General features: G+C 61.3%; 18 protein-coding genes and 1 pseudogene. 11 read left to right on the top strand and 8 right to left on the bottom strand.

Annotated elements, in window-relative coordinates:
* Positions 1-32 precede the first annotated feature (32 nt).
* The 4 genes from ACXHXG_RS18185 (at position 33) to ACXHXG_RS18170 (ending at position 2,935) form a co-directional block, all read left to right on the top strand.
* On the top strand, positions 33-497 hold the full coding sequence (locus ACXHXG_RS18185) for a nuclear transport factor 2 family protein (RefSeq protein WP_457900185.1): 465 nt from the start codon (positions 33-35) through the stop codon (positions 495-497).
* Between the two features lie 4 nt (positions 498-501).
* Positions 502-1,065: a TetR/AcrR family transcriptional regulator gene (locus ACXHXG_RS18180; protein WP_457900184.1), complete on the top strand. Its 564-nt coding sequence runs from the start codon at positions 502-504 to the stop codon at positions 1,063-1,065.
* A gap of 171 nt (positions 1,066-1,236) precedes the next feature.
* The gene (locus tag ACXHXG_RS18175; RefSeq protein WP_457900183.1) at positions 1,237-1,452 is read left to right on the top strand and encodes a TetR-like C-terminal domain-containing protein; all 216 of its coding nucleotides are present in this window, start codon (positions 1,237-1,239) and stop codon (positions 1,450-1,452) included.
* A gap of 157 nt (positions 1,453-1,609) precedes the next feature.
* The gene (locus tag ACXHXG_RS18170; protein WP_457900182.1) at positions 1,610-2,935 is read left to right on the top strand and encodes a glucoamylase family protein; all 1,326 of its coding nucleotides are present in this window, start codon (positions 1,610-1,612) and stop codon (positions 2,933-2,935) included.
* Positions 2,936-2,985: 50 nt separating this feature from the next.
* Here ACXHXG_RS18170 and ACXHXG_RS18165 read toward each other — a convergent pair whose 3' ends face one another.
* The 3 genes from ACXHXG_RS18165 to ACXHXG_RS18155 all read right to left on the bottom strand — a co-directional run bounded on the left by ACXHXG_RS18165 (position 2,986) and on the right by ACXHXG_RS18155 (position 6,972).
* On the bottom strand, positions 2,986-3,975 hold the full coding sequence (locus ACXHXG_RS18165) for an Ldh family oxidoreductase (RefSeq protein WP_457900292.1): 990 nt from the start codon (positions 3,973-3,975) through the stop codon (positions 2,986-2,988).
* A gap of 89 nt (positions 3,976-4,064) precedes the next feature.
* Positions 4,065-5,600 (bottom strand): L-piperidine-6-carboxylate dehydrogenase, encoded by a 1,536-nt coding sequence (amaB, locus tag ACXHXG_RS18160; protein ID WP_457900181.1) that lies wholly within the window; start codon positions 5,598-5,600, stop codon positions 4,065-4,067.
* Between the two features lie 88 nt (positions 5,601-5,688).
* On the bottom strand, positions 5,689-6,972 hold the full coding sequence (locus ACXHXG_RS18155) for an NAD(P)/FAD-dependent oxidoreductase (RefSeq protein ID WP_457900180.1): 1,284 nt from the start codon (positions 6,970-6,972) through the stop codon (positions 5,689-5,691).
* A 178-nt stretch (positions 6,973-7,150) separates the two neighbouring features.
* Here ACXHXG_RS18155 and ACXHXG_RS18150 point away from each other — a divergent pair, with 178 nt between their 5' ends.
* Positions 7,151-7,387, top strand: a complete 237-nt coding sequence (locus ACXHXG_RS18150; RefSeq protein ID WP_034522129.1) for an Lrp/AsnC ligand binding domain-containing protein — start codon at positions 7,151-7,153, stop codon at positions 7,385-7,387.
* 287 nt (positions 7,388-7,674) lie between these two features.
* Positions 7,675-8,877, top strand: coding sequence for a glycosyltransferase family 4 protein (locus ACXHXG_RS18145; protein WP_104825255.1), 1,203 nt, complete (start codon positions 7,675-7,677; stop codon positions 8,875-8,877).
* Here ACXHXG_RS18145 and ACXHXG_RS18140 read toward each other — a convergent pair.
* Positions 8,844-9,698 (bottom strand): glycosyltransferase family 2 protein, encoded by an 855-nt coding sequence (locus tag ACXHXG_RS18140; protein ID WP_457900179.1) that lies wholly within the window; start codon positions 9,696-9,698, stop codon positions 8,844-8,846. The genes ACXHXG_RS18145 and ACXHXG_RS18140 overlap by 34 nt on opposite strands.
* A gap of 185 nt (positions 9,699-9,883) precedes the next feature.
* Between ACXHXG_RS18140 and ACXHXG_RS18135 the strand changes: the two genes are divergently transcribed.
* The 4 genes from ACXHXG_RS18135 (at position 9,884) to ACXHXG_RS18120 (ending at position 15,338) form a co-directional block, all read left to right on the top strand.
* Positions 9,884-11,398 carry a lipopolysaccharide biosynthesis protein gene (locus ACXHXG_RS18135; RefSeq protein WP_104825256.1) on the top strand — a complete coding sequence of 505 codons (1,515 nt, stop codon included), beginning with the start codon at positions 9,884-9,886 and terminating at the stop codon, positions 11,396-11,398.
* Between the two features lie 10 nt (positions 11,399-11,408).
* Positions 11,409-13,202: an alpha/beta hydrolase family protein gene (locus ACXHXG_RS18130; RefSeq protein WP_104825257.1), complete on the top strand. Its 1,794-nt coding sequence runs from the start codon at positions 11,409-11,411 to the stop codon at positions 13,200-13,202.
* A 62-nt stretch (positions 13,203-13,264) separates the two neighbouring features.
* Positions 13,265-13,933 (top strand): response regulator, encoded by a 669-nt coding sequence (locus ACXHXG_RS18125; protein WP_104825258.1) that lies wholly within the window; start codon positions 13,265-13,267, stop codon positions 13,931-13,933.
* Positions 13,923-15,338, top strand: coding sequence for a sensor histidine kinase (locus ACXHXG_RS18120; protein WP_457900291.1), 1,416 nt, complete (start codon positions 13,923-13,925; stop codon positions 15,336-15,338). The genes ACXHXG_RS18125 and ACXHXG_RS18120 overlap by 11 nt, the downstream gene beginning before the upstream one ends.
* Positions 15,339-15,378: 40 nt before the next feature.
* Here the strand turns inward: ACXHXG_RS18120 and ACXHXG_RS18115 are convergent.
* Positions 15,379-16,057, bottom strand: a pseudogene (locus tag ACXHXG_RS18115) (DNA helicase).
* A 348-nt stretch (positions 16,058-16,405) separates the two neighbouring features.
* On the opposite strand from ACXHXG_RS18115, the gene ACXHXG_RS18110 reads away from it, so the two are divergent.
* Complete coding sequence (locus ACXHXG_RS18110; RefSeq protein ID WP_457900178.1) at positions 16,406-16,996, top strand: sugar O-acetyltransferase; 591 nt, start codon at positions 16,406-16,408, stop codon at positions 16,994-16,996.
* Positions 16,997-17,082: 86 nt separating this feature from the next.
* On the opposite strand, the gene ACXHXG_RS18105 is transcribed toward ACXHXG_RS18110, so the two are convergent.
* From ACXHXG_RS18105 to ACXHXG_RS18095, 3 genes are all read right to left on the bottom strand, one after another.
* Positions 17,083-17,964 carry an ABC transporter permease gene (locus tag ACXHXG_RS18105; protein ID WP_104824717.1) on the bottom strand — a complete coding sequence of 294 codons (882 nt, stop codon included), beginning with the start codon at positions 17,962-17,964 and terminating at the stop codon, positions 17,083-17,085.
* Between the two features lie 13 nt (positions 17,965-17,977).
* The gene (locus ACXHXG_RS18100) at positions 17,978-18,796 is read right to left on the bottom strand and encodes an ABC transporter ATP-binding protein (protein ID WP_104824718.1); all 819 of its coding nucleotides are present in this window, start codon (positions 18,794-18,796) and stop codon (positions 17,978-17,980) included.
* Between the two features lie 109 nt (positions 18,797-18,905).
* Positions 18,906-19,919 carry an ABC transporter substrate-binding protein gene (locus ACXHXG_RS18095; protein WP_457900177.1) on the bottom strand — a complete coding sequence of 338 codons (1,014 nt, stop codon included), beginning with the start codon at positions 19,917-19,919 and terminating at the stop codon, positions 18,906-18,908.
* Between the last annotated feature and the right edge of the window lie 807 nt (positions 19,920-20,726).

Here is a 20,726-nt window from a genome sequence, read left to right as displayed (position 1 = left end):
GAATAATCTTATCGGTACAAAAGGAGCAAACCATGACCACCCCACTCGTGCCGCCGTTTACCCGCGAAACCGCTAACGCCAAAGTCCGCATGGCCGAAGACGGCTGGAACAGCCGCGATCCCGAACGTGTCTCGAAGGTCTATACCGAAGACAGCCAATGGCGGAACCGCGCCGAATTTCCGCGCGGCCGCAAGGAAATCGTCGAATTCCTCACCCGCAAATGGGCCAGAGAGTTGGACTACCGGCTGATCAAGGAACTATGGGCCTTCGACGGCAACCGCATCGCCGTGCGTTTCGCCTATGAATGGCGCGACGATAGCGGCCACTGGTTTCGCTCCTATGGCAATGAAAATTGGGAATTCGACGCCGAGGGTCTGATGCAGCGCCGCTTTGCCTCGATCAACGACATGCCGATCAAGGAAGAAGACCGGAAATTCCATTGGCCGCTCGGCCGCCGTCCGGACGACCATCCAGGGCTTTCCGATCTCGGACTCTGAGACGATGACACGCACCATCTTCGAAAAATCGGACGCCATCATCCTCGTTGCCGAAGTCTTTCGTGAACTCGGCTACGAGGGTGCATCGATGAGCAACATCACGGCGCGTACCAAACTGTCGAAGGGCAGCCTCTATCATTTCTTCCCCGGCGGAAAGGAGGAGATGGCGGCGGAGATCATGGCCAATATCGACGCCTGGTTCGTCAGCGAGATGTTCAAGCCGCTCGAAGAAGACGAACCGCACGCCGCCATTGCCCGCATGTGGGAGACAACAGACACCTATTTCCGCTCCGGCCGCCGCATCTGCCTCATCGGCGCCTTCGCGCTCGACGAAACACGCGACCGTTTCGCAGCGGCGATCCAGACCTATTTCAACCGATGGATCGAAGCACTTGCCGGCGCTTTGACGAGAGCGGGCCTCAAGACGGCAGAAGCAAATGCGCTCGCCGAAGAAGCGGTAGTCGGTATCCAGGGCGCACTGATACTTGCGAGAGCGCTGGGGGACGGCGCGATTTTTGGGCGAACGCTTCGACGGTGGCGTGAGCGGGTGGAAGCCAAGTTGGGGTGACCCGGCTGCCTATTGTTCTGCCGCTTCTTCCGCTGTCCAGAATGCAAGGCCGCAGAACAGGATCGTCGTGCCGATATCCAGAATTTTTGGCACTTTGCCGAGAATGAACCGGTCGCGTAGCAAAGAACGACGGAAACAAGCGCGGCCAGGAACAGCGCTACGGTCGGGCCAATGAAACCATCCGCCACCGCCCGCGCACCCGGCATATCGATGCCGCCGCTGCAGATGGCGGCGCAGGCGACGGCCCTCTGGTCACTGGTGCATGGCTTCGCTATGCTGCGGCTCGAGGGACGCCTGGACGGCATGATCAGATCGCTTCCCGACGACGAGACGGCGGATAGTTTGCTGGACGCGATGCTTTCGGCCATCCGCGTCGTAGATGATTAAGCTTCTCGAGGCAGCCGCTGCTAGTATATCTGACGGGTGCTCCGATTTTAAACAATCGTCCACAAAAGCGTGGCAGCATTAATCATCTTTGATTTGCAACTGTCCGAGCTCCTATGCTCAGCAGAAACCGGGGGGCGCCGAGGAGATGGATCAGACAATGCTGCAACAGACCAACGAAACCGACGACGCGTTGATCGACCGTCTGCAACGTTCGGCCTTCGACTATTTCATGCTGTACACCAATCCGGAAAATGGGCTGGTGGCGGATACTTCGATCAAGACGAGCCATTGCAGCATCGCCGCCGTCGGCTTCGCGCTGTCGAGCTATCCCGTCGCCGTCGAACGCGGCTGGATCAGCCGCGCGGATGCGGCCCAGCGCGTGTTGACCTCGCTGAACTTTTTCGCCGAAAGTCAGCAGGGAGAAGAGCGAGGCGCCACCGGTCATCGCGGCTTCTACTATCACTTCCTCTATATGGCGACCGGCAACCGGGCCTGGAACAGCGAACTCTCCACCATCGATACCGGCCTTTTCCTGCTCGGCGTATTGACGGCGGCAGCCTATTTCAACGGCCCCGATCAGAACGAAGAGGACATTCGCACACAGGCGCAGTTTCTCTATGAGCGCTGCGATTGGCATTGGGCGCTGAACAAGGGCAAGACGATCAGCATGGGCTGGAAGCCGAGCAGCGGTTTCCTGCGCTGGCGCTACCAGGGCTATGACGAGGCGATCTTTCTTTATGTGCTGGCACTCGCTTCGCCCAGCCATCCCATACCGTCATCGAGCTACGACGCCTTCGCCTCGACTTATACCTGGATGATGTTCAAGGACACGCCCTATCTCTATGCCGGGCCGCTGTTCATCCACCTCTTCTCGCACGCCTGGATCGATTTTCGCGGCATCGCCGACCGGCATGTGGCCGACAAGGACACGGACTATTTCCGCAACACCCAGACGGCCATCGCCGTTCAGCGCGATTACACCGACCGCAACCCGGGCCACTTCGTCGGCTATGCCAGGAACATCTGGGGGCTCTCGGCCTGTGACGGCCCGAATCCGACCGGCACCAAGCACAGCCGGCGTTACAGCCCTAAGGTTCTCGGCTATGCCGCCCGCGGCGCGCCGCTCGGTCCCGACGACGGTACGATCGCGCCCTGGGGCCCGTTATCCTGCCTGCCGTTCGACCGCCAAGCCGCCCTCGACGGCACCAAGGCCCTGCTTTCCACCTATCCGAACCTGTTGCTGGACGGCCGCTTTCCCGGTGGCTTCAACCCCAGCGTCAGAGGCCCAGGCCCAGAAGGCTGGGTGGACGACCGCTCGGTCGCCATCGACCAGGGCCTGCTCGTGATGATGATCGAAAATGAGCGCAGCGGGCTGATCTGGAACCTGATGCGGCAATCGCCGATCCTGCGCCGTGGCCTCGAACGCGCCGGCTTTATCGGCGGCTGGCTGAACGAAGGGCAGACGGCGCCGGCGATCGTCTGATCTGTGGATCGCGGGTGGCCGTCAGGCACCCGACCATCACCGTCGGCGGCTCAAAGCCTCTCTATCGCGGCAATCACTTCGTCCTCGACACTGATGCCTTCACTTAGCGCAAGGCGTCGTGAGTTCTGCCCGCGCCGGCCGGGCAGGCGGACATTGGGATCGCTGGTGATCTCATTTGCCAGCAGGGCCAGCCGCTGCGCCGTATCGCCCGCACTCATCGCCGCCGGATTGATGGCGATGATCGTATGCCCCAGCGCGGGTGGCGAACCCTGATCGTCGAACAGCGACGAAGATTCGAAAGAATAGTTGGCGCCGGTCAGGCCGGCGGAGAGGATCTCTACCATCATGGCCAATGCCGCCCCCTTTGATTCACCGGCGGGGATCATCGTGCCGGCCAACGCCTCCTCGGCATCGGTCGTCGGCTTGCCGTCGCGGTCATACGCCCAATCGGCCGGGATCGGCGCGCCCTTCTGCCGGGCGGCCATGACCTTGCCGCGCGCCACTTTTGATAGCGCGAGATCGATGACGATGGGATCGTCATCCGGTAGCGGCGCGGCGAAGGCGATCGGATTGGTGCCAAAGACAGGCCTCTTGCCGCCCCAGGGCGCCATGGAGGCCGGCGCATTGGCGACCATCAGCGCCACCAGCCCCTGATCGGCAAAACGCTCGACCGTCAGGCCCATGACGCCGGCATGATGCGAGCGGCTGATGGCCGCCAGCGCGATCCCCTGTTCGCGAGCAACAATGGAAAGCTCGGCAACGGCGAGATCGAGCGCCGGATAGGCATAGCCGTTGCCGGCATCGATGCGCAGCACGGCAGGATAGGGTCGAAGGAGCTGTGGCTTGGCGAAGCCGTCGGTCTTGCCGATCTTCGCCTGCCCGGCATAGGCGGGCACGCGGCGCAGACCATGGCCGCCCTGCCCGGCCGCCTCCGCCGCGACGAGGGCGACCGCCACCGAACGGGCGTTTTCCGCACTGACTCGATTTCGCTGCAGCGCCTCCACAACCAGCGTTTCGGCCTCGGCGAGCGACAGATGCATGGTGAGCGACCTTGGAATGATGAAGGAGGGCGAAGACGTTTCTACGCCCATGCCCTCCTCATCGCAACGCAAGGATTGCGACGCTCGTCTTACTCGACGTCGAACTTGACGCCCTGCGCCAGCGGCAATGTCCTGCCGTAGTTGATAGTATTGGTCGCCCGGCGCATATAGGCCTTCCAGGCATCCGAGCCGGACTCACGGCCGCCGCCGGTCTCCTTCTCGCCGCCGAAAGCACCGCCGATTTCAGCGCCGGAAGGGCCGAGATTGACATTGGCGATGCCGCAGTCCGAACCGCGCGCCGAGACGAAGGCTTCCGCCTCGCGCATGTCATTGGTGAAGATAGACGACGACAGGCCCTGCGGCACGGCATTGTGCAGCGCCACTACCTCGTCGAAATCACTGTACTTCATCACATAGAGAATCGGCGCGAAGGTTTCGTGCTCGACCGGTCCGGTCTGGGCTGGCATCTCGACCAGGGCCGGACGGACGTAGAAAGCATCGGCCGCGCCGTTTTCGACGCGTTCGCCACCCGTCACCTTGCCGCCGGCCGACTGCGCCTGGCCGAGGGCTGCCTGCATCTTGTCGAAGGCCTGCTTGTCGATCAGCGGGCCGACAAGCGTGTCCGTTTCCAACGGATTGCCAATGGTGACCGAGCCATAGGCCTTTTGCAGGCGTGGGACGAGCTGATCATAGACGCTTTCATGCACGAAGAGACGGCGCAGCGTCGTGCAGCGCTGGCCGGCCGTTCCCATGGCGGAAAAGGCGACGCCGCGCAACGTCAGGTCGAGATCGGCCGTCGGGCAGACGATCGCGGCATTGTTGCCGCCGAGTTCGAGAATGGCACGAGCGAAGCGGTTGGCGAGACGCGGTCCGACGGCGCGGCCCATGGCTGTCGAGCCGGTCGCCGAAACCAGCGGAATCTTCGGATGATCGACCAGCACCTCTCCGACATCGCGGCGGCCGATGATCAGCGTCGAGAGATTGGTCGGCGCCTCGCCGCCCTCGGCGACATAGCGCTTCAGCGCCTTTTCGAACAGGGCCTGTACGGCAAGCGCCGTCAGCGGCGTCTTTTCCGATGGCTTCCAGACGGTGGAATTGCCGCAGACGATGGCGAGCGCCGCGTTCCACGACCAGACCGCAACGGGGAAGTTGAAGGCCGAAATGATGCCGATCGGCCCCAGCGGATGCCAGCTCTCCATCATTCGATGTTCCGAGCGCTCGGTGGCTATGGTCAGGCCATAGAGCTGGCGCGACAGGCCGACGGCGAAATCGCAGATGTCGATCATCTCCTGCACTTCGCCGAGGCCCTCAGAGGTGATCTTGCCAACTTCGATGGAAACGAGACGGCCGAGCGCTGCCTTGCCGATGCGCAGCTCTTCACCGAGCAGGCGGATCAGCTCGCCGCGCTTGGGCGCCGGTACAGCGCGCCAGGAAAGAAACGCCTCATGCGCCTTGTCGATCGCAGCCTTCGCTTCGGCAGCCGAATGCTCTCTGAGCCGGCCGATTTCAGCACCGGTCACGGGTGAGGTGACGGCCAGTGTTCCGCCCGTGTAGCGATCGGCGGTAACGCCGAGTTCGGTCAGGATTGCCTTGGTCTCGGCGGCGAGATCGAGTGTGGCGGTCATGTCATCTTCCTCTTCTTGTTATGATGGTCCAGTTCCCGTCCCTGGAGCATCCCGCTTTCAGGTGAAATCACCAAGCCGATAGGATGCTCTAGTCCCTCGCGCCTACAAAATGCGCAGCCTGGGCGCCGGCTTCGTACCACATTTCCTTCAGCGCACGGAAGCCGGGCTCGCGCGGATCGGTCGCCGGCAGCGGCAAGTCGGCTTCGGAGACCCGGCCGAGAATATGGTCGGCCACTATTTTCCCGAACACCGTGCCCGGCGCGATGCCACGCCCATTATAGCCGGAAAAGCCGACGACATTCGGCGCGAACCTATGGAAGCGCGGCAAGGCATTGTCGGTCATGCCGATCTTGCCATACCACTCACTTTCAAAGGCGATATCTCCGAGCTGCGGAAACAGCTTTTTCAGCGAACGCCGCGCCCAGTTCTTGTGGACGGCAAGCCCGGTATTGCGCAATGCGCCGACGCTGCCGAAGACAAGGCGGCCGGCCTGATCCATGCGGAAGGACGACAGGATTTCCTTCGTATCCCACGCGCCCTCACGACCGGGTAGCACCGATCTGCGCAGATTGTCGCCAAGCGGTACAGTGGCGAAATTGAAATAGGGCAGATGCACCTGTTCCTGGCGCACCTCTTGCCAGGGACCGGTGCTGTAAGCATCCGTCGCGACGACGATCCAATCCGCACTGACACTGCCGCCGGCGGTTTTGACGATCCACCGCCCACCATTCCTCTCGGTCGCCGTCACGCGGCTGCTTGTGTGGATGACAACGCCGGCCTTGGCCGCTGTATGCGCCAGGCCGCGGACATAGGCGAGCGGCTGCAGCGTACCGGCGCGCATGTCGAGCAACGCTCCCGCATAGGCAGAACTCCCCACCCGCCGCGCCGTCTCGTCCGCATCGAGCACGGTGACCGGGGCACCGCGCTTGCCCCATTGACGGGCACGCTCCTCGATCTCCTTCAGCCCCTCGGACCCGACGGCACAATGCAGCGTGCCGTTGCGCTCCAGCTCGCAGGCGATGCCGTGTTTCTCGATCAGCTCCATCACCAGCTTCGGCGCATCGCCAAGAAGCTCCAGCAGCCGTTCACCATGGAGGGGACCGAGCACGCCAGGCAGGTCGTCGGGCATCACCCACATGCCGGCATTGATCAGACCGACATTGCGCCCCGCGCCGCCAAAGCCGATTTCATTGGCTTCCAGCAGCACCACCTTGGTTCCGGCTTCCGCCAGATGCAGCGCCGAGGACAGCCCCGTATAGCCGCCGCCGACCACCACCACGTCGGCCGAAACATCGCCTGCAAGCGGCCCGGTCGCAGGCGGCGGCGGAGCAGTCTTCTCCCAAAGTCCGTGAGAGCGAGGGTCATTCAGCATCGAGTCGATCCGGTTGGCTAAAAGAATCCCGTCAATCTAGCGCCACCTCCCGACTTGCGGAAGCGGCAAGCGCGACATCCGGTGGATAGAGAAAAACTTGCATGGCCACGCCGCTTTCGACCATTATAGAGCAAAGCGCCGGCCGCCATCGCGGCCGCGACAGAGTCAGGACAATCTCATGAAGCCCATTTTCGTTCAGCTCCAATGCGCACCCGGCAAGACCTACGAGGTCGCCGACGCGATCTACCAGACGGAGCTGGTCTCGGAACTCTATTCCACCAGCGGCGACTACGACCTGCTGCTGAAGGTCTACATCAAGGACGAGCAGGATATCGGCAAGTTCATCAACGACAACATCGCCAATATCCCGGGCATCGTCCGCTCGCTGACCACACTGACATTTCGGGCGTTTTGAGAGGTCCGGCTGAGGAGGAGTTATGCCGCTCTTTCCGAGATGACCCCTCACCCCAACTCTGTCCCCGCGTGCGGGGAGAGGGCAAGGGTGAGGGGCCATGCACAAGCCCAACCTTCCCTGACGGAATGTTCCGATATTAACCTTCTTGCTTGAAACGGCGCGATCCCTCGTCCGCAATTAAGCTCTTTTTAACCAGCAAGATGGTGTGCTTTGCGCCGATCAAGAGACGGCGCTTTCGCGCGCCTGATCGCCGCGGCTTTGTGCGGCCAAAGATCGAGGGCGGGTCAATGACATCGGCTATTTCGGATATTCAAGCACAGAATGCCTCGGGACCGCTGATCGTGCATGTCGTGCGCCAGTTCCTGCCCAACAAGGGCGGGCTGGAAGATGTGGTCGCCAACCTCTGCCGGCAGTTGATCCGCCGCGGCTATCGTGTCCGCGTCGTTACCTGCAATAGCCTGTTCTCCGATCCTACCCATAAACTTGTACCGGCCGAAACCATCGATGATATCGAGATCGTCCGCATCCCCTGGTCCGGCTCCAGCCGCTATCCCTTGGCGCCGCAGGTTTTCAAGCATATCGCCGATGCCGACCTGATCCATGTCCATGCCGTCGATTTCTTCTTCGACGCGCTTGCCTGGGGCAAGCTGTTCCATGGCCGCCCGATGGTTGCCACCACCCATGGCGGCTTCTTCCATACGCCGAAATATGCCGCCATCAAGAAGCTCTGGTTCAACACCGCAACCCGGCTTTCGGCCCTTGCCTATGCCGAGCTCGTCTGTTGCAGCCTGTCGGACGAGCGGCTGTTTTCCGGCATCGCCGCCAGCCGCACCCGCCTGATCGAGAACGGCGCCGATGTCGGCAAATTCGCCAATTGCGCCGCGCTCGAAGCCCGCCGCCGCATCGTCACTATCGGCCGCTTCTCCGTCAACAAACGGCTTGACCGCATGCTTGACGTCATGAAGGTGCTCGCCGCCCGCGATCCGGATTGGCATCTCGACATTATCGGTGCCGTCTCCGATCTCGATCAGCCGGCGCTGGAGAAGGAAATCGCCGTCCGCGAGCTTGGCCGCCATGTCTCGCTGCATGTGTCGATTGACAATGGCGCCATCCGCAACGTTATCGCCCGCGCCTCGCTTTTTGCTTCCGCCTCCGAATATGAGGGCTTCGGCCTGGTGGCGATCGAGGCGATGAGTGCCGGCCTGCTGCCGGTGCTGCACACAAACGATGCCTACAAGGCGCTCGCTGAAACCCATCCGACGCTAATGCTTTCCGATTTTTCCAATCCGGAAACCGCCGCCGATGCCCTAGCCGCCGCTTTCGCGCGTCTCGGTGCCGAAGGCCTGGGCCTGAGAGAAGAACTCATTCATGACGCCCGCGCCTATGCCTGGGACGAGGTCGCGCAACGCTATGTGGATGTCTATGCCGAAGCCATGACGCCAAGGGGCGAACGGCCTCAACCGCTGCGCCATCGCGGCCAGGTCGCATAGCCTTCCAATATGCCCATCAGCCAGGCGCGCTTGTAACGCGCCGTATCGACCCTGAATCGCACCAGCGCTGCCAGCCAGCCGGCGACAGGCCTGCACAGGCGGTAGCCGACATAGGCGAGCGGAAAGCGCTGCTTGCGCATCAGCGCGCCGAAGCCGCGGCCATATTTGCGCGCCCGTTCGATCTGCCGCGGGCCATATTCGCTGGTGACCTGATCATGGTGGACGATCAATTCCGGAAAGAACATCAGCCGCTTGCCTGCAGCAAGAGCACGCAGCAGGAAATCCGCCTCCTCGCCGCTTTGGAATGGCGAGTCCGAGCCGACCCCGAGATTCTCGTCGAAGCCGCCGATGGCGGCCAGCGCCGCACGGCGCACGAAAATGCTGTTGGAGTTGCCGCATTTCAGATAGTTCCAGCGCGTCACCGCAAGCGACGTTTCGCCTGTCGGGCTGACGGAGGCCAAGCCGTCGGCATCGAGTGTACGACCGGTGACGATGGCAAGCTCCGGGTGCGCGGCAAACAGCCGCTCCGCCGTCTCCAGCGTATCGGGCTCATACCAGCAATCATCATCGGGAAAGCAGACATAGTCGCCATTCGCGGCGGCCATTCCGTTGTTGCGTGCCCGCGAAAGGCCCTTGGCCGAGCGGACATGGCGGATCATGAAGAAGGGCGAGAAGCTTCCGATCAGCTCCGACAGCCGATCGTCAGGATTCTGGTCGACAAGGACCACCTCGAAATCCCTGTGACGCTGACTCATCAGCGACTGAAACAGTCGTTCCAACTGGTCGAAGCGGTCGATCGTACAGACGATGAGGCTGAACAAAGAGGACTCCCGAACAAGCGGCAAGACAGCCAATATCGGAAATATGCATATTAGCCGAAGTAAAAATGAAAGTTACATTAGGAATAGACGGTAAATATTAAGGCATATGAAATACAGCAGGCGCTATCTCCATGAAGAGCCGGCATTTGCGGCCAATTTCTGCGACCTGGGGAACGGTAATCTTCATGACGAAGAGCATCATGGCGAATTCGGCGTTGAACGCGGCGGCGGGGCTGACCCTGCTGGCGACCGGTTTTGCCTGTTCGATCATCGCTGCCCGCCTGCTTGGCCCGGAAGCTAACGGCATCATCGCCTTTTCGCTCTGGTTGACGACCACGGGCGCGCTCGTCGCCGAACTCGGCACCGGCATCACGCTACTGCGCATACTGCCGCAACTAAAAGTCCAGGGCTATTCGACGGAGGAGCGGCGCGGCTTTGCGGCCTACCTCCTGCACCCGACGATCCTGTCGACGCTGATCCTGCTCGCAGGCTACACGGCCTTTTATTGGGAAGCGGAGCGGCTGCATTGGGCAAACGATGAATGGTCCGTCATCGTCATCACCGGCGCGTTTTTCGTCCTTCAGTCGCTGGGCGCCTACAGCAAGAACTATCTGGTCGGCGAACAACAGCTCGGCGCTTTCTTCCGCATCACCCTGACAAGTTCGGTGCTGCAGCTCGCCACCGTGCTTCTCGGCGCCATCTTCTTTGGCGTCAGCGGCGCTCTTGCCGGCTATGCCATCGGTCAGCTCCCGATGTTCGTTTCCAGCCTGAGGATCGCAGTCGCGCGCCGGAACAGTTGCGGCGTCAGCCTTGGCTATCTCGTCAGTTCCTCGCTCATTCTCTCGGTCGAATTCATCAACAGCTCGATCTTCCTGAACCGCATCGAGCTGGTCTTCCTGCAGCATTACTGGGGCATCGAAGCAGTCGGCTTCTACGCCGTCGGCCTGTCGCTTGCCAATCTGGCGCTGCAGCTTCCGGTGCAGTTGAGCGGCAGCCTGCTGCCCTATTATTCCGAACAGATGCATTCGCAGGCGTCGGGCAAGTTGCCGGTTCATGTCTTCGAGGGCGTCGCGCGCGCCATTTCCTATATTACCCTGCCCATGAGCTTCGGCCTTGCGGCGATCGCCCCTGAGCTGGTGGTAACGATCTTCGGCAAGCCCTTCGGCCCGAGCGGCGGCATGGTGGCGCTGCTGTCGCTGACGGCTGCTCCCTACGTCTTCATGCAGATCTGCACGCAATATCTCTACTCCATCGACCGCATGCGCGAGCGTACCATCATCGGCGGCGTCGCCAGCGTCATCATGGTCGTCGGCTGCCTGATCGCAGTGCCCTCGTATGGCGGCGAAGGTGCCGCGCTAGTGCGGTTGCTCGCCTTCTCCGCCATGTGCGTGCTGATGGTGCGCCGCATGGAATTCGAGGGCTCGATGCACAGTATGTTCGTCAGCCTTGCCAAGGTGACCGGCGCATCCGCGCTCTGCGCCGCCGCGGCCTATGGTTTCATCCATGTGCTGCCCGGCATTCCCGGCCTCGTCAGCGCCGTCATTGCCGGCATCCTGGTCTATGGCCTGGCGCTCCGGCTGCTGAATGCCGTGCCGCCGGAGGATATCGCCGTCCTTCAGCAAATTGCCGCGCGTCTGCCCCGGCGCGCTCATCCGATTGCCGTTCACGCGCTGGCATGGCTGGCGCCGCGCCGAATTTGAGGAGAATGCCATGGCTGCGTTGGGAGCCGCCGAATACCAGGGCCCGCTTAAGGATGTCACCCCCGCCGCCACGCCGGTGACTTTCGCCGGAACTGTCGGCCTGTTCATGCCCGCCGCGGCACCGACGAGCCAGACGGCCGTATTGTTCCTCAGCCCCTGGGGTTTCGAGGAAATGTGCACCCGCAAATTCTGGCGCATTCTCGCCGAAGATTTTGCCAAGGAAGGTATTGCCAGCCTCCGCTTCGACTATGCCGGCACCGGCGATGCGCTCGACGTTGCCGATCCGGGTGAAGGACTGGCGCTCTGGGAAGGCACGGCCCTCGCCGCTGCCGGCATGCTGCGATCGCTCTCCGGCTGCGAGCGGCTTATCCTGGTGAGCCAAGGGCTCGGAAGCGTCGTCGCCCTTGATATTGCAGAGCAGCTTTCCGGCGTCGACGGCATCGCCTTTCTGGCTCCGACCATTTCCGGCCGCGCCTATCTGCGCGAATTGACCGTTTGGTCGAAGATGATCGACGAGGGCATGGGGCTCACCGAAGCGCAACGCCGGGCCGAGGGCGTGACCATCGCCAGCCTGCAGATGCCGGACTCTATCGCCGCCGCGGTCAAGAAGCTCAATCTGATGACGCTTGCCCATATCAGCGCGCCGGATTGCCTTGTCCTGACGCGGCCCGGCCGCCCTGGAGACGCCGATTTCGCTGCCCATCTCGAAACCCTCGGCCCACGCGTCGAACGCTCGGCCTATGAGGGCTATGACGAGCTGGTATCGAACCCGACCGTAGCCACCATGCCGCTCGAAGCCGGCCGGAAAGTTCTGGACTGGGCACGGTCGATCGCGACGGAAGAATCCGCGACGGCATCTCGCAGAATTCTCCGCGCGCCGCGCGCCGAACCGCTGATCGGCGACGGTTTTCGCGAAACGCCGCTGCGCTTTGGCGAGGGCAACCGCCTCTCCGGCATTCTCTGCGAACCCACAGGCACCCGTGCGGGCGCGACGGCATTGCTTTTGACCACGGCCTATGACCGCCATGCTGGCTGGGGCCGAATGTCGGTGACCATGGCGCGAACGCTTGCACGCGACGGCATCCCCTCGCTGCGTTTCGATACCGCCAACGTCGCCGACAGTCCGCCGCTTCCCGATGCGCAGGAACAGGTGCTCTATTCCCCCGCGCAGCTTCAGGACGTTAGCGCCGCACTCGACCTTCTGGAGGCGGAGAAACTGTTGCCCGCCTTTGCCGTTGGCCGCTGCAGCGGTGGCTATCTCGCTTATCAGAGCGCTATCCAAGATGGCAGGTGCGGCGGTCTGATCACCGTCAATCCCTATGCTTTCTTCTGGGATGAAACCCAGCCCGTGGAGGAAGCCCTGCGCTTCGTGCCGCGTTCGCTCGAGACCTACGGCCAGAAATTCCTGCAGTTTGAGACGCTGAAGCGGCTCTATGGCGGCCAGATCGACGCAAAAAGTGCGGCGCGCAACATCGTCGTGGCGCTGGCGCGGCGCGCCGTCCGTCTCGGCCGCCCCCTCCTCGGCGTTCTCCCGTTCTTCGCCGGCGAGCACGAAACCGTCATCAACGGCTTCCGCTCGCTCGTCAAACGCCAAGTCGATATTTCGCTGATCTACAGCGCTCACGACATTGGTCTCGATCATTTCCGCGAACATTTCGGCGAAGATGCCGCCGGCCTCAAGAATTTCCCCGACATCCGCCTCACCATCATTCCCGATACCGACCACAATCTGACGCCGCCCTATGCGCGCAAAGTATATTTGCGAGAGGTGAAGGAGATGGGATTGAGGCTGTGGCGGCGCTGAAATAGGGCCGAGGCAAATCCGGAAACACTCGCACTATCGGGTACTTGCTGTATAGTTGCTCCATGAGGCTCCTGATCGTCGAAGACAACCGCGAACTGGCGTCCTGGCTCGGCAAGGCGCTGCGTCAGGCGCAATATGCCGTCGACATCGCCTATGACGGCGAGGACGCCGAACATATGTTGAAAGTGGCGGGTTACGCGGTCGTCATCCTCGATCTGTCACTGCCGAAAATCGATGGGTTGACGCTGTTGAAGCGCTTGCGCCAAAGCGGCAACAAGGTGCCGGTCATCATCCTGACCGCCAATGCCAGCCTCGACGGCCGTGTTGCCGGGCTCGACAGCGGCGCCGACGACTATCTGGCAAAGCCTTTCGAAATCGCCGAGCTGGAAGCCCGTATCCGCGCCCTTGTCCGCCGCGGCCATGATCGCGCCGCACCCGAAATCGCCGTGGGCGACCTGCTCTTCGACGGCGGCACGCGGCAGTTCTTTCTTGGCGGCGAAACCCTGGCGCTCACGCCGCGCGAACATGCCGTGCTCGAACATCTCGTCATGAAGGTCGGCACGACAGTCACCAAGACCGCGCTGTCCGAAAGCGTCTTTGGCTTCGACGATCTCGCCGACACCAGCGCCATCGAAATCTACGTGCACCGCGTCCGCAAGAAACTCGAAGGCAGCGCCGTGCAGATCGCCACGCTGCGTGGCCTCGGTTATCTCCTTCGCCATGCGCAATGATGAAAGCCAAGTACGCAAGGGACGTCTGCGCCGCGCCATCGCAGGGCTGACCTCCAGCCTCCGCGCGCAACTCTTTGCCTGGGTGGTGCTGACGCTGATCGGAGCGATCTGCGTCAATCTGTACCTCAGTTTCCACTCGGCGAACGCCACCTCGGACCTCGTCACCGACCACACGCTGCTTGCATCGGCCCGCGTCATCGCCGAAGCCGTACATGTCGATGCGAACGGCACCGTCCAGGTCGATCTCCCACCGGCGGCGCTGGAAATGTTCGATACCGGTTATGGCGACCGCGTCTTCTATCAGGTGGTGACCGCGTGGGGGAACCTCGTCGCCGGCTATCCCGATCTGCCGCAACCGAAGAAACAGCAGGTCGGTGAAGATACCACATTCCGCGCCGATCAGGTTCGGCTGATGATGCTGAACCATCCGATCGTCGGCCTTAGCGAAGACAGCACGATCTCCGTCACCGTCGCCGTCACCCACAAAAGCCAATACGCCATGCGCCGCAGGCTGTGGCTCTCGGATTTCACCAAGCAGCTCGTGCTCGTGCTGCTCGCCGGCCTGGTGACCATTATCGGCCTGCAGCGCGGTCTGACACCGGTGCTGCGGCTACGTGATGCGGTGCGCGAACGCGGCCGCCAGCGGCTGGACCCGCTGGAGCCGGATATGGTGCAGAGCGAGCTACGCCCCCTGGTTCATGCGCTGAACGATCATATGGAGCGGGTGCAGAACCAGATGGCGGCACAGCGCCGCTTCGTCTCCAACGCCGCCCATCAGTTGCGCACGCCGCTAGCGCTCATCTCGACGCAGGCAAGTGTGGCGGCGCGCGAGGACGACAATGCCAGACGTGACGAAGCCCTGACGGCACTACGCTCCAGTACAAGGCAGGTGACACGGCTGGCGAGCCAGCTTCTCACCCTGTCGCGGGCCGAACCCGGCAGCCGCCGTCCACGTAGCGACACGATCGACCTCGTCGCCACCGCCCGGCAAGTCTTGGAAAACCTGGCGGAAGAAGCGCTGAGACGCAACATCGACCTGGGACTGGAGGCTGACGGCGCGCCGGTCCATGTCGAAGGCGACGGCACCATGCTGCGCGAGATGCTGGTCAATCTCGTCGACAATGCCCTGCGTTATACCCCGGCCAATGGCCGCGTCACGGTTGGCGTCCGGCTTGATGGCAACGATGCCGTGCTATCAGTGGAGGACAACGGTCCGGGCATTCCCGAAGCCGAACGCGGGCAAGTATTCGAGCGTTTCTACCGCATCATCGGCACCGAGCCCGAAGGCAGCGGCCTCGGATTGGCCATCGTCCGCGAAGTCGTCGACGGCGCCGGCGGCACGATCGCGCTCAGCGACGCGCCCGGCGGCGGCTTGTTGGTGATCGTTAGACTGCCGGCGGTTTGATGGATTCCCAACCGCCGGCAATCAGGAGCAGGCGGAACCGCTACCCTGCCGCCAGAAACTGGACTTCACCCTTGTTCAGGAAGAATGTCTTGTCGAACAGCGCCAGATCCAGCGGATTGGGCAGACGGATCGTAGGATCGGTCGATCTGCGAGAGGAAGACGATGATCAAACCTCGCTCCTGCGCAAAGGACCTCAACGCCCGAACCTGCACCATCAATTCCGGTTTCTGTCGATTCTGGTCGAGTATTTGCAAGTAATCGATGACGACAAACGTTCCCTCGGGCGCCGACGCCAGCTTCTCGACAATATAGTCGGCGCTGATCGCGTCCGAACTGTCAAATTCGAACAAGCCTTCAAAAAGCTCGAACTTAGCGCCGATCACCCGGAAACGATCGAGAACATCACTTTCGGTATCTTCTAGCGTGAAGAAGGCGCCCCGATTGCCGGCTTTCATCGCCTCGACCGCCAGCCTCAGACTCATCAGCGTTTTGCCGTGACCCGGACGGGCACCCAGAAGCACCAGGTCGCCAGGATCCAATTGCGCGAACATCTCACCGGCGGGCGTCGTCGCGTCCGCACGAGCTGCAAGCAAGCTCCAGCCGCCGAAACCTTCCTCGGCTGCAATTCGGTCCAGCGCTTCATGCAAGGGAATATTCTCCTCGCGCGACATGAGCCGGGCTTTACGCTTCAAGCGATAAATTGGGCCAGAAAGCCTCATCTGTAAAACCTCCTATCGCGAGCAACGATTGCAACCCCTCCTTATGCTTGGCGCTCGAACAGTCGGTTCAATGATCGATCAGCCCCGCATGAACGATACTTTCCCGGATGGAGGGGGGAGGCATGGGCTTTGCCGGAATCGGACCATAAGCTGATTCTCATCCGGAGGAAATTGCGCGATAGGACAATAACGGCCGCCCGGCCGTCCCGGCTTATATGGCAACTTGGCGCAGGCAAAGCTCGCTCGCCATAGCTGTCGTCGAAACACCCATCAGCAATCATTCATGGACGGTTCATGCGTATTAACTAAGCAAATAAAACACAAACAATACCTGAGGAGAGAGTGCCCATGACGCTTGCTGACCAGTTGGAAATCATCCGCTCGGGGAAAATGTACAACGATCTGACGCCCGAGCTGATCAAGGCTCGAGAGGAGGCGGTTCTACTGACCAACCGCTACAATGCAAGCTTCGGCAAGACGTCCGCAGAACGGGAAAGCATCCTTCGTGAGCTGTTGGGCAAGGTGGGCGAGCGTGTACATTTCGAACCGACGTTCCGTTGCGAGTTCGGTCGGAACGTCGTTATCGGCAACAACTTCTACGCCAACTTCGACTGCGTCTTGCTGGACGGTGGCGGAATAGAGATCGGCGATGACGTGCTGTTCGGTCCCCGTGTCGGCATTTACACCTCCAACCACGCAATTGATGCTTCCGAACGCGCGGCGGGTGCGTGTTACGCGAAGCCGGTGAGGATCGGGAACGGGGTGTGGATTGGCGCCGGGGTACACATCAACCAGGGCGTGACCATTGGCGATGGCGCGATAATTGGGTCAGGTAGCGTCGTGACCAAAGACGTTCCAGCAGGTGTGATTGTAGCGGGCGTTCCTTGCAAGGTAATTAGAGAGATCACCGAGATGGACAGAACGGGTTTTCAGCCCTGAGCATACGGCAGGGCCTGACCGGCAGACAAAAAAAGAGGCCGGGTGGGGGTGCCCGGCCTTGGGAGTTAACTGAGTGCCTCGAGGGCTTATTGCACGTCCATGTGCTGCTGCGGACGCCATCTGGTGATGCGGTTTTCGACGAGCGTCATCACGTATTCGGCACCGAGCGTGACCACCATCACGAGGATGATCGCGGCATAGAGGCCGGCTGCGTCATAGGTGCCCTTGGCGATCGAGATCAGGTAGCCGATGCCGGCGAGCGATCCGACGAATTCGCCGACGATGGCGCCGATGATGGCGAAGGAGAAGGAGATGTGCAGGCTTGCAAAAATCCAGCTCATTGCCGACGGCAGGATGACGTTGCGGGTCACCTGCCAGTTGGAAGCGCCGAGAATGCGGGCATTGGCGATCATGTTGCGGTCGGCTTCACGAACGCCCTGGAAAGCGTTGGCGAACACCACGAAGAACACCATGATGAAGGCGAGCGCGACCTTGGAGGCAAGGCCGAGGCCCATGATCATCACGAAGATCGGCGCGAGAACGACGCGCGGGATCGAGTTGATCGCCTTGATGTAGATCGACAGGATATCGGAAGCGAGCTTGTTGCGGCCAAGGGCGACGCCGACGAGCACGCCGGTCACCGAGCCGATGACGAAGCCGATCAGCGCTTCTTCCATGGTGACGCCGAGATGATACCAGAGCGAGCCGCTCTCGGTGCCCTCGGTGATCCAGTCCCACAGGCGCAACGCGATGCCATACGGGCTGGAATAGAAGAACGGATCGATCCAGTGCAGATCGGAGGCGACCTGCCAGAGGCCGAGGATGGCGAGCAGAATGCCGACTTGCCATGCCACGACAACGTACTTGCGGCGGGTGAGCGCCTTCAGCGCTGCGGCTTCGATTTCCGCATCCGAGGTGCCGGCGCGGAAGATGGGGGCATTGCCTGTTTCGAGGGCTGTGTTTGCCATGATCAATCCTCCCTTATGCCGCTTCCGCGGCACGGCGATAGCTGGTTTCGACCTCTTCGCGAAGGTCATCCCAGATCGTCTTGCAATAATCGATGAAGTTCTGCTCGTAACGGATTTCCGAGACGACACGCGGGCGCGGCAGGTCGATCGTATAGACCGACTTCACGGTCGCCGGGCCGGCGGTCAGCACATAGACCTTGTCGGCGAGTGCCACGGCCTCTTCGAGATCGTGCGTCACGAAGACGACGGAAGCCTGGCGTTCCGCCCAGAGCTTCAGCAGCTCTTCGTGCATGACCGTGCGGGTCTGCACGTCGAGCGCCGAGAACGGCTCGTCCATCAGCAGGATTTCCGGCTCGTTGATGAAGGTCTGTGCCAGCGAAACGCGCTTGCGCATGCCGCCGGAGAGCTGATGCGGATAGTGATGCAAGAACTTTGAAAGCCCGACGCGGGCGAGCCAGTCCTTGGCACTCTTTTCAGCTTCCGCCTTGGACTTGCCGCGGAACAGCGGGCCGGACATGACATTGTCGATGACGTTCTTCCAGGGGAAGAGCGCATCCGTCTGGAAGGCGAAGCCGACGCGCGGGTCGATGCCGTTGACCGGGCCGCCCATCAGTCGGACTTCGCCGGCGCTTGGCTTGGCAAGGCCGGTGACAAGATTGAGGGTCGTCGACTTGCCACAGCCCGTCGGACCGACGACGGCGACGAATTCGCCGCGCTCGACCGTCATGTTGAAATCGCGAAGTGCGGTCAGCGACTTGCCCGTCGGCGATACGAAACGGCGGCTGACATTGATGAGTTCGATCGCCGGGGTGCGGCGTTCATCCTGTTGCATGGTGCTGATCCTGACGCGTGCCTTCGGGGCGTGCACGCAAAGCCCAGTGAAATGCAAAGTCTCTTGAACTGCCGCTTCCGGAACCTTCCGGAAGCGGCGTTATGACTGCTTACTTGACGTTCTTGACGAATTCAGTCGTGTAGGTCTTCGACAGGTCGATCGTCTTGCCCTTGACGTTCTTGGAGAACTGCGAGAGCACGGCGAGAACCGTCTTCGGACCATCTTCCGGCATCACGCCATCAGCCGTGAACATTTCCTTACCGGCGTCGAGAGCCTTGATGTAGCCCTCCTTGTCACCGACGTAGAAATCCTTCGGCATCTTCTCGGCAATTTCGGCACCCGAATGGGTGTTGATGAAGCGCAGCGTCTTGACGAAGGCGTTTGCGAGCTTCTGCACTTCTTCCTTATGAGCATCGACCCAGGCGGCGTCCATATAAAGCGACGCGGCCGGATAGGTGCCGCCGAGAGCGGCCTCGGTGCCCTTCAAGGTTCTGAGATCGACGAGAACCGAAGCTTCGCCGGTCTTCAGCATGCGCGAGATCGTCGGTTCGGTGGTCATGCCGGCCTGGATGGCGTCCTGCTGCATGGCTGCGATGAAGGTCTGGCCGGCACCGACCGGAACCGGGGTGACGTCAGCCGGCGACAGGCCTGCCTTGGATGCCATGAAGAGCGTCAGGAAGTTGGTGGAAGAACCGAGGCCGGTAACGCCGACGCTCTTGCCCTTCAGATCGGCGAAGGACTTGATTTCCGGATGCTTGGTCGACACCAGTTCGACCTCGCCCGGTGCCTGGCTGAACTGCACGACGGATTCGATGAACTTGCCCTTGGCCTGCAGGTCGACGCAGTGATCGTAGAAACCGACGACGCCCTGGACAGCGCCGGCGAGGAGCTGGTTTTCGGCATCGACGCCGGCGGATTCGTTCAGAAGCTCGACATCGAGGCCTTCGTCCTTAAAGTAGCCGAGGCCTTCCGCAAGCTTGGCCGGCAGATAGATCTGCTTTTCATAGCCGCCCACCATGATGGAAATTTTGTCGGCAGCATGCGCTGCCGTGGCGCCGAGGGAAGCGGCGGTCATGACGAGGGAAAGGGCAACGGTATGAAAAAGCGTGCGCGATGAACGCATGAGTGTCTCCTCCTGTTAGGATGCCTGCGTCAGATGTTCGCGCACGGCATGTGCTTCCTCCACGAAGCTGGGCAAGCCTAGCGCGGGCAACCTTTCAGTCAGCTTTCAGCGGAATTCCCGCAGAACGGCATCGCGATTTTTTTCTCAACCACCGCCAGCAGACCTTTTGAAGTTGGGAAGTGCCGGTGTTCCCAATGCAAATATTTGCGAGTACCCACGCTTTGCAATGCTTGTGCGAGTTGCATCAGCAGCAATTAAAGCAGCGGTTTGTGGACGGCAGCGGAGTTCTGGTTGATCGTCGTGCCGCCGTGCTTGGACGGCCGGGGCTCGCTGACCCCCCTGCTGCATCAGCATGGCGGGCCCCGCAAAAAAACAAAAAAATGGAAGTGAAAAAAGGACCCGCTGTTCTTGGTGCAGCGGGCCTAATACTCCAGCAACTTGTCCGGGCGCGGGCACGACCGGACGAAGGGCATTAAGACCACCTAATATAACAGGGTCAAGACGCGATTTCGACCAATTTTGGTTCTCTCACTCAACCAGTGTTAGAGTTTCGTGTCGCGCAATACGCTAGTTCGTTGATTTTATAATAAGAAATATAACCAAGCTTCCCTCGAAAAAAATGAGCGTTATAGCAAAAAATTTTTGCTTCCGGCCCCACTCCGCTCCTCCCGAGAATGACCAATTCCCATAATCACATAGTTGAAAAGACTAACCTTGCGTTATTTAAGAAAAAATTAATGTAGTAAACGCCGTGAGCAGCAGACTGCTCCTGGGATCGCCGATGAAAGATCGGCGCCTGCTGGGCCG

It is taken from the genome of Rhizobium sp. LEGMi-198b, assembly GCF_054114205.1.
Note: the sequence above shows the minus strand (reverse complement) of the source record. Positions and strands in the feature narration are given on the sequence as shown.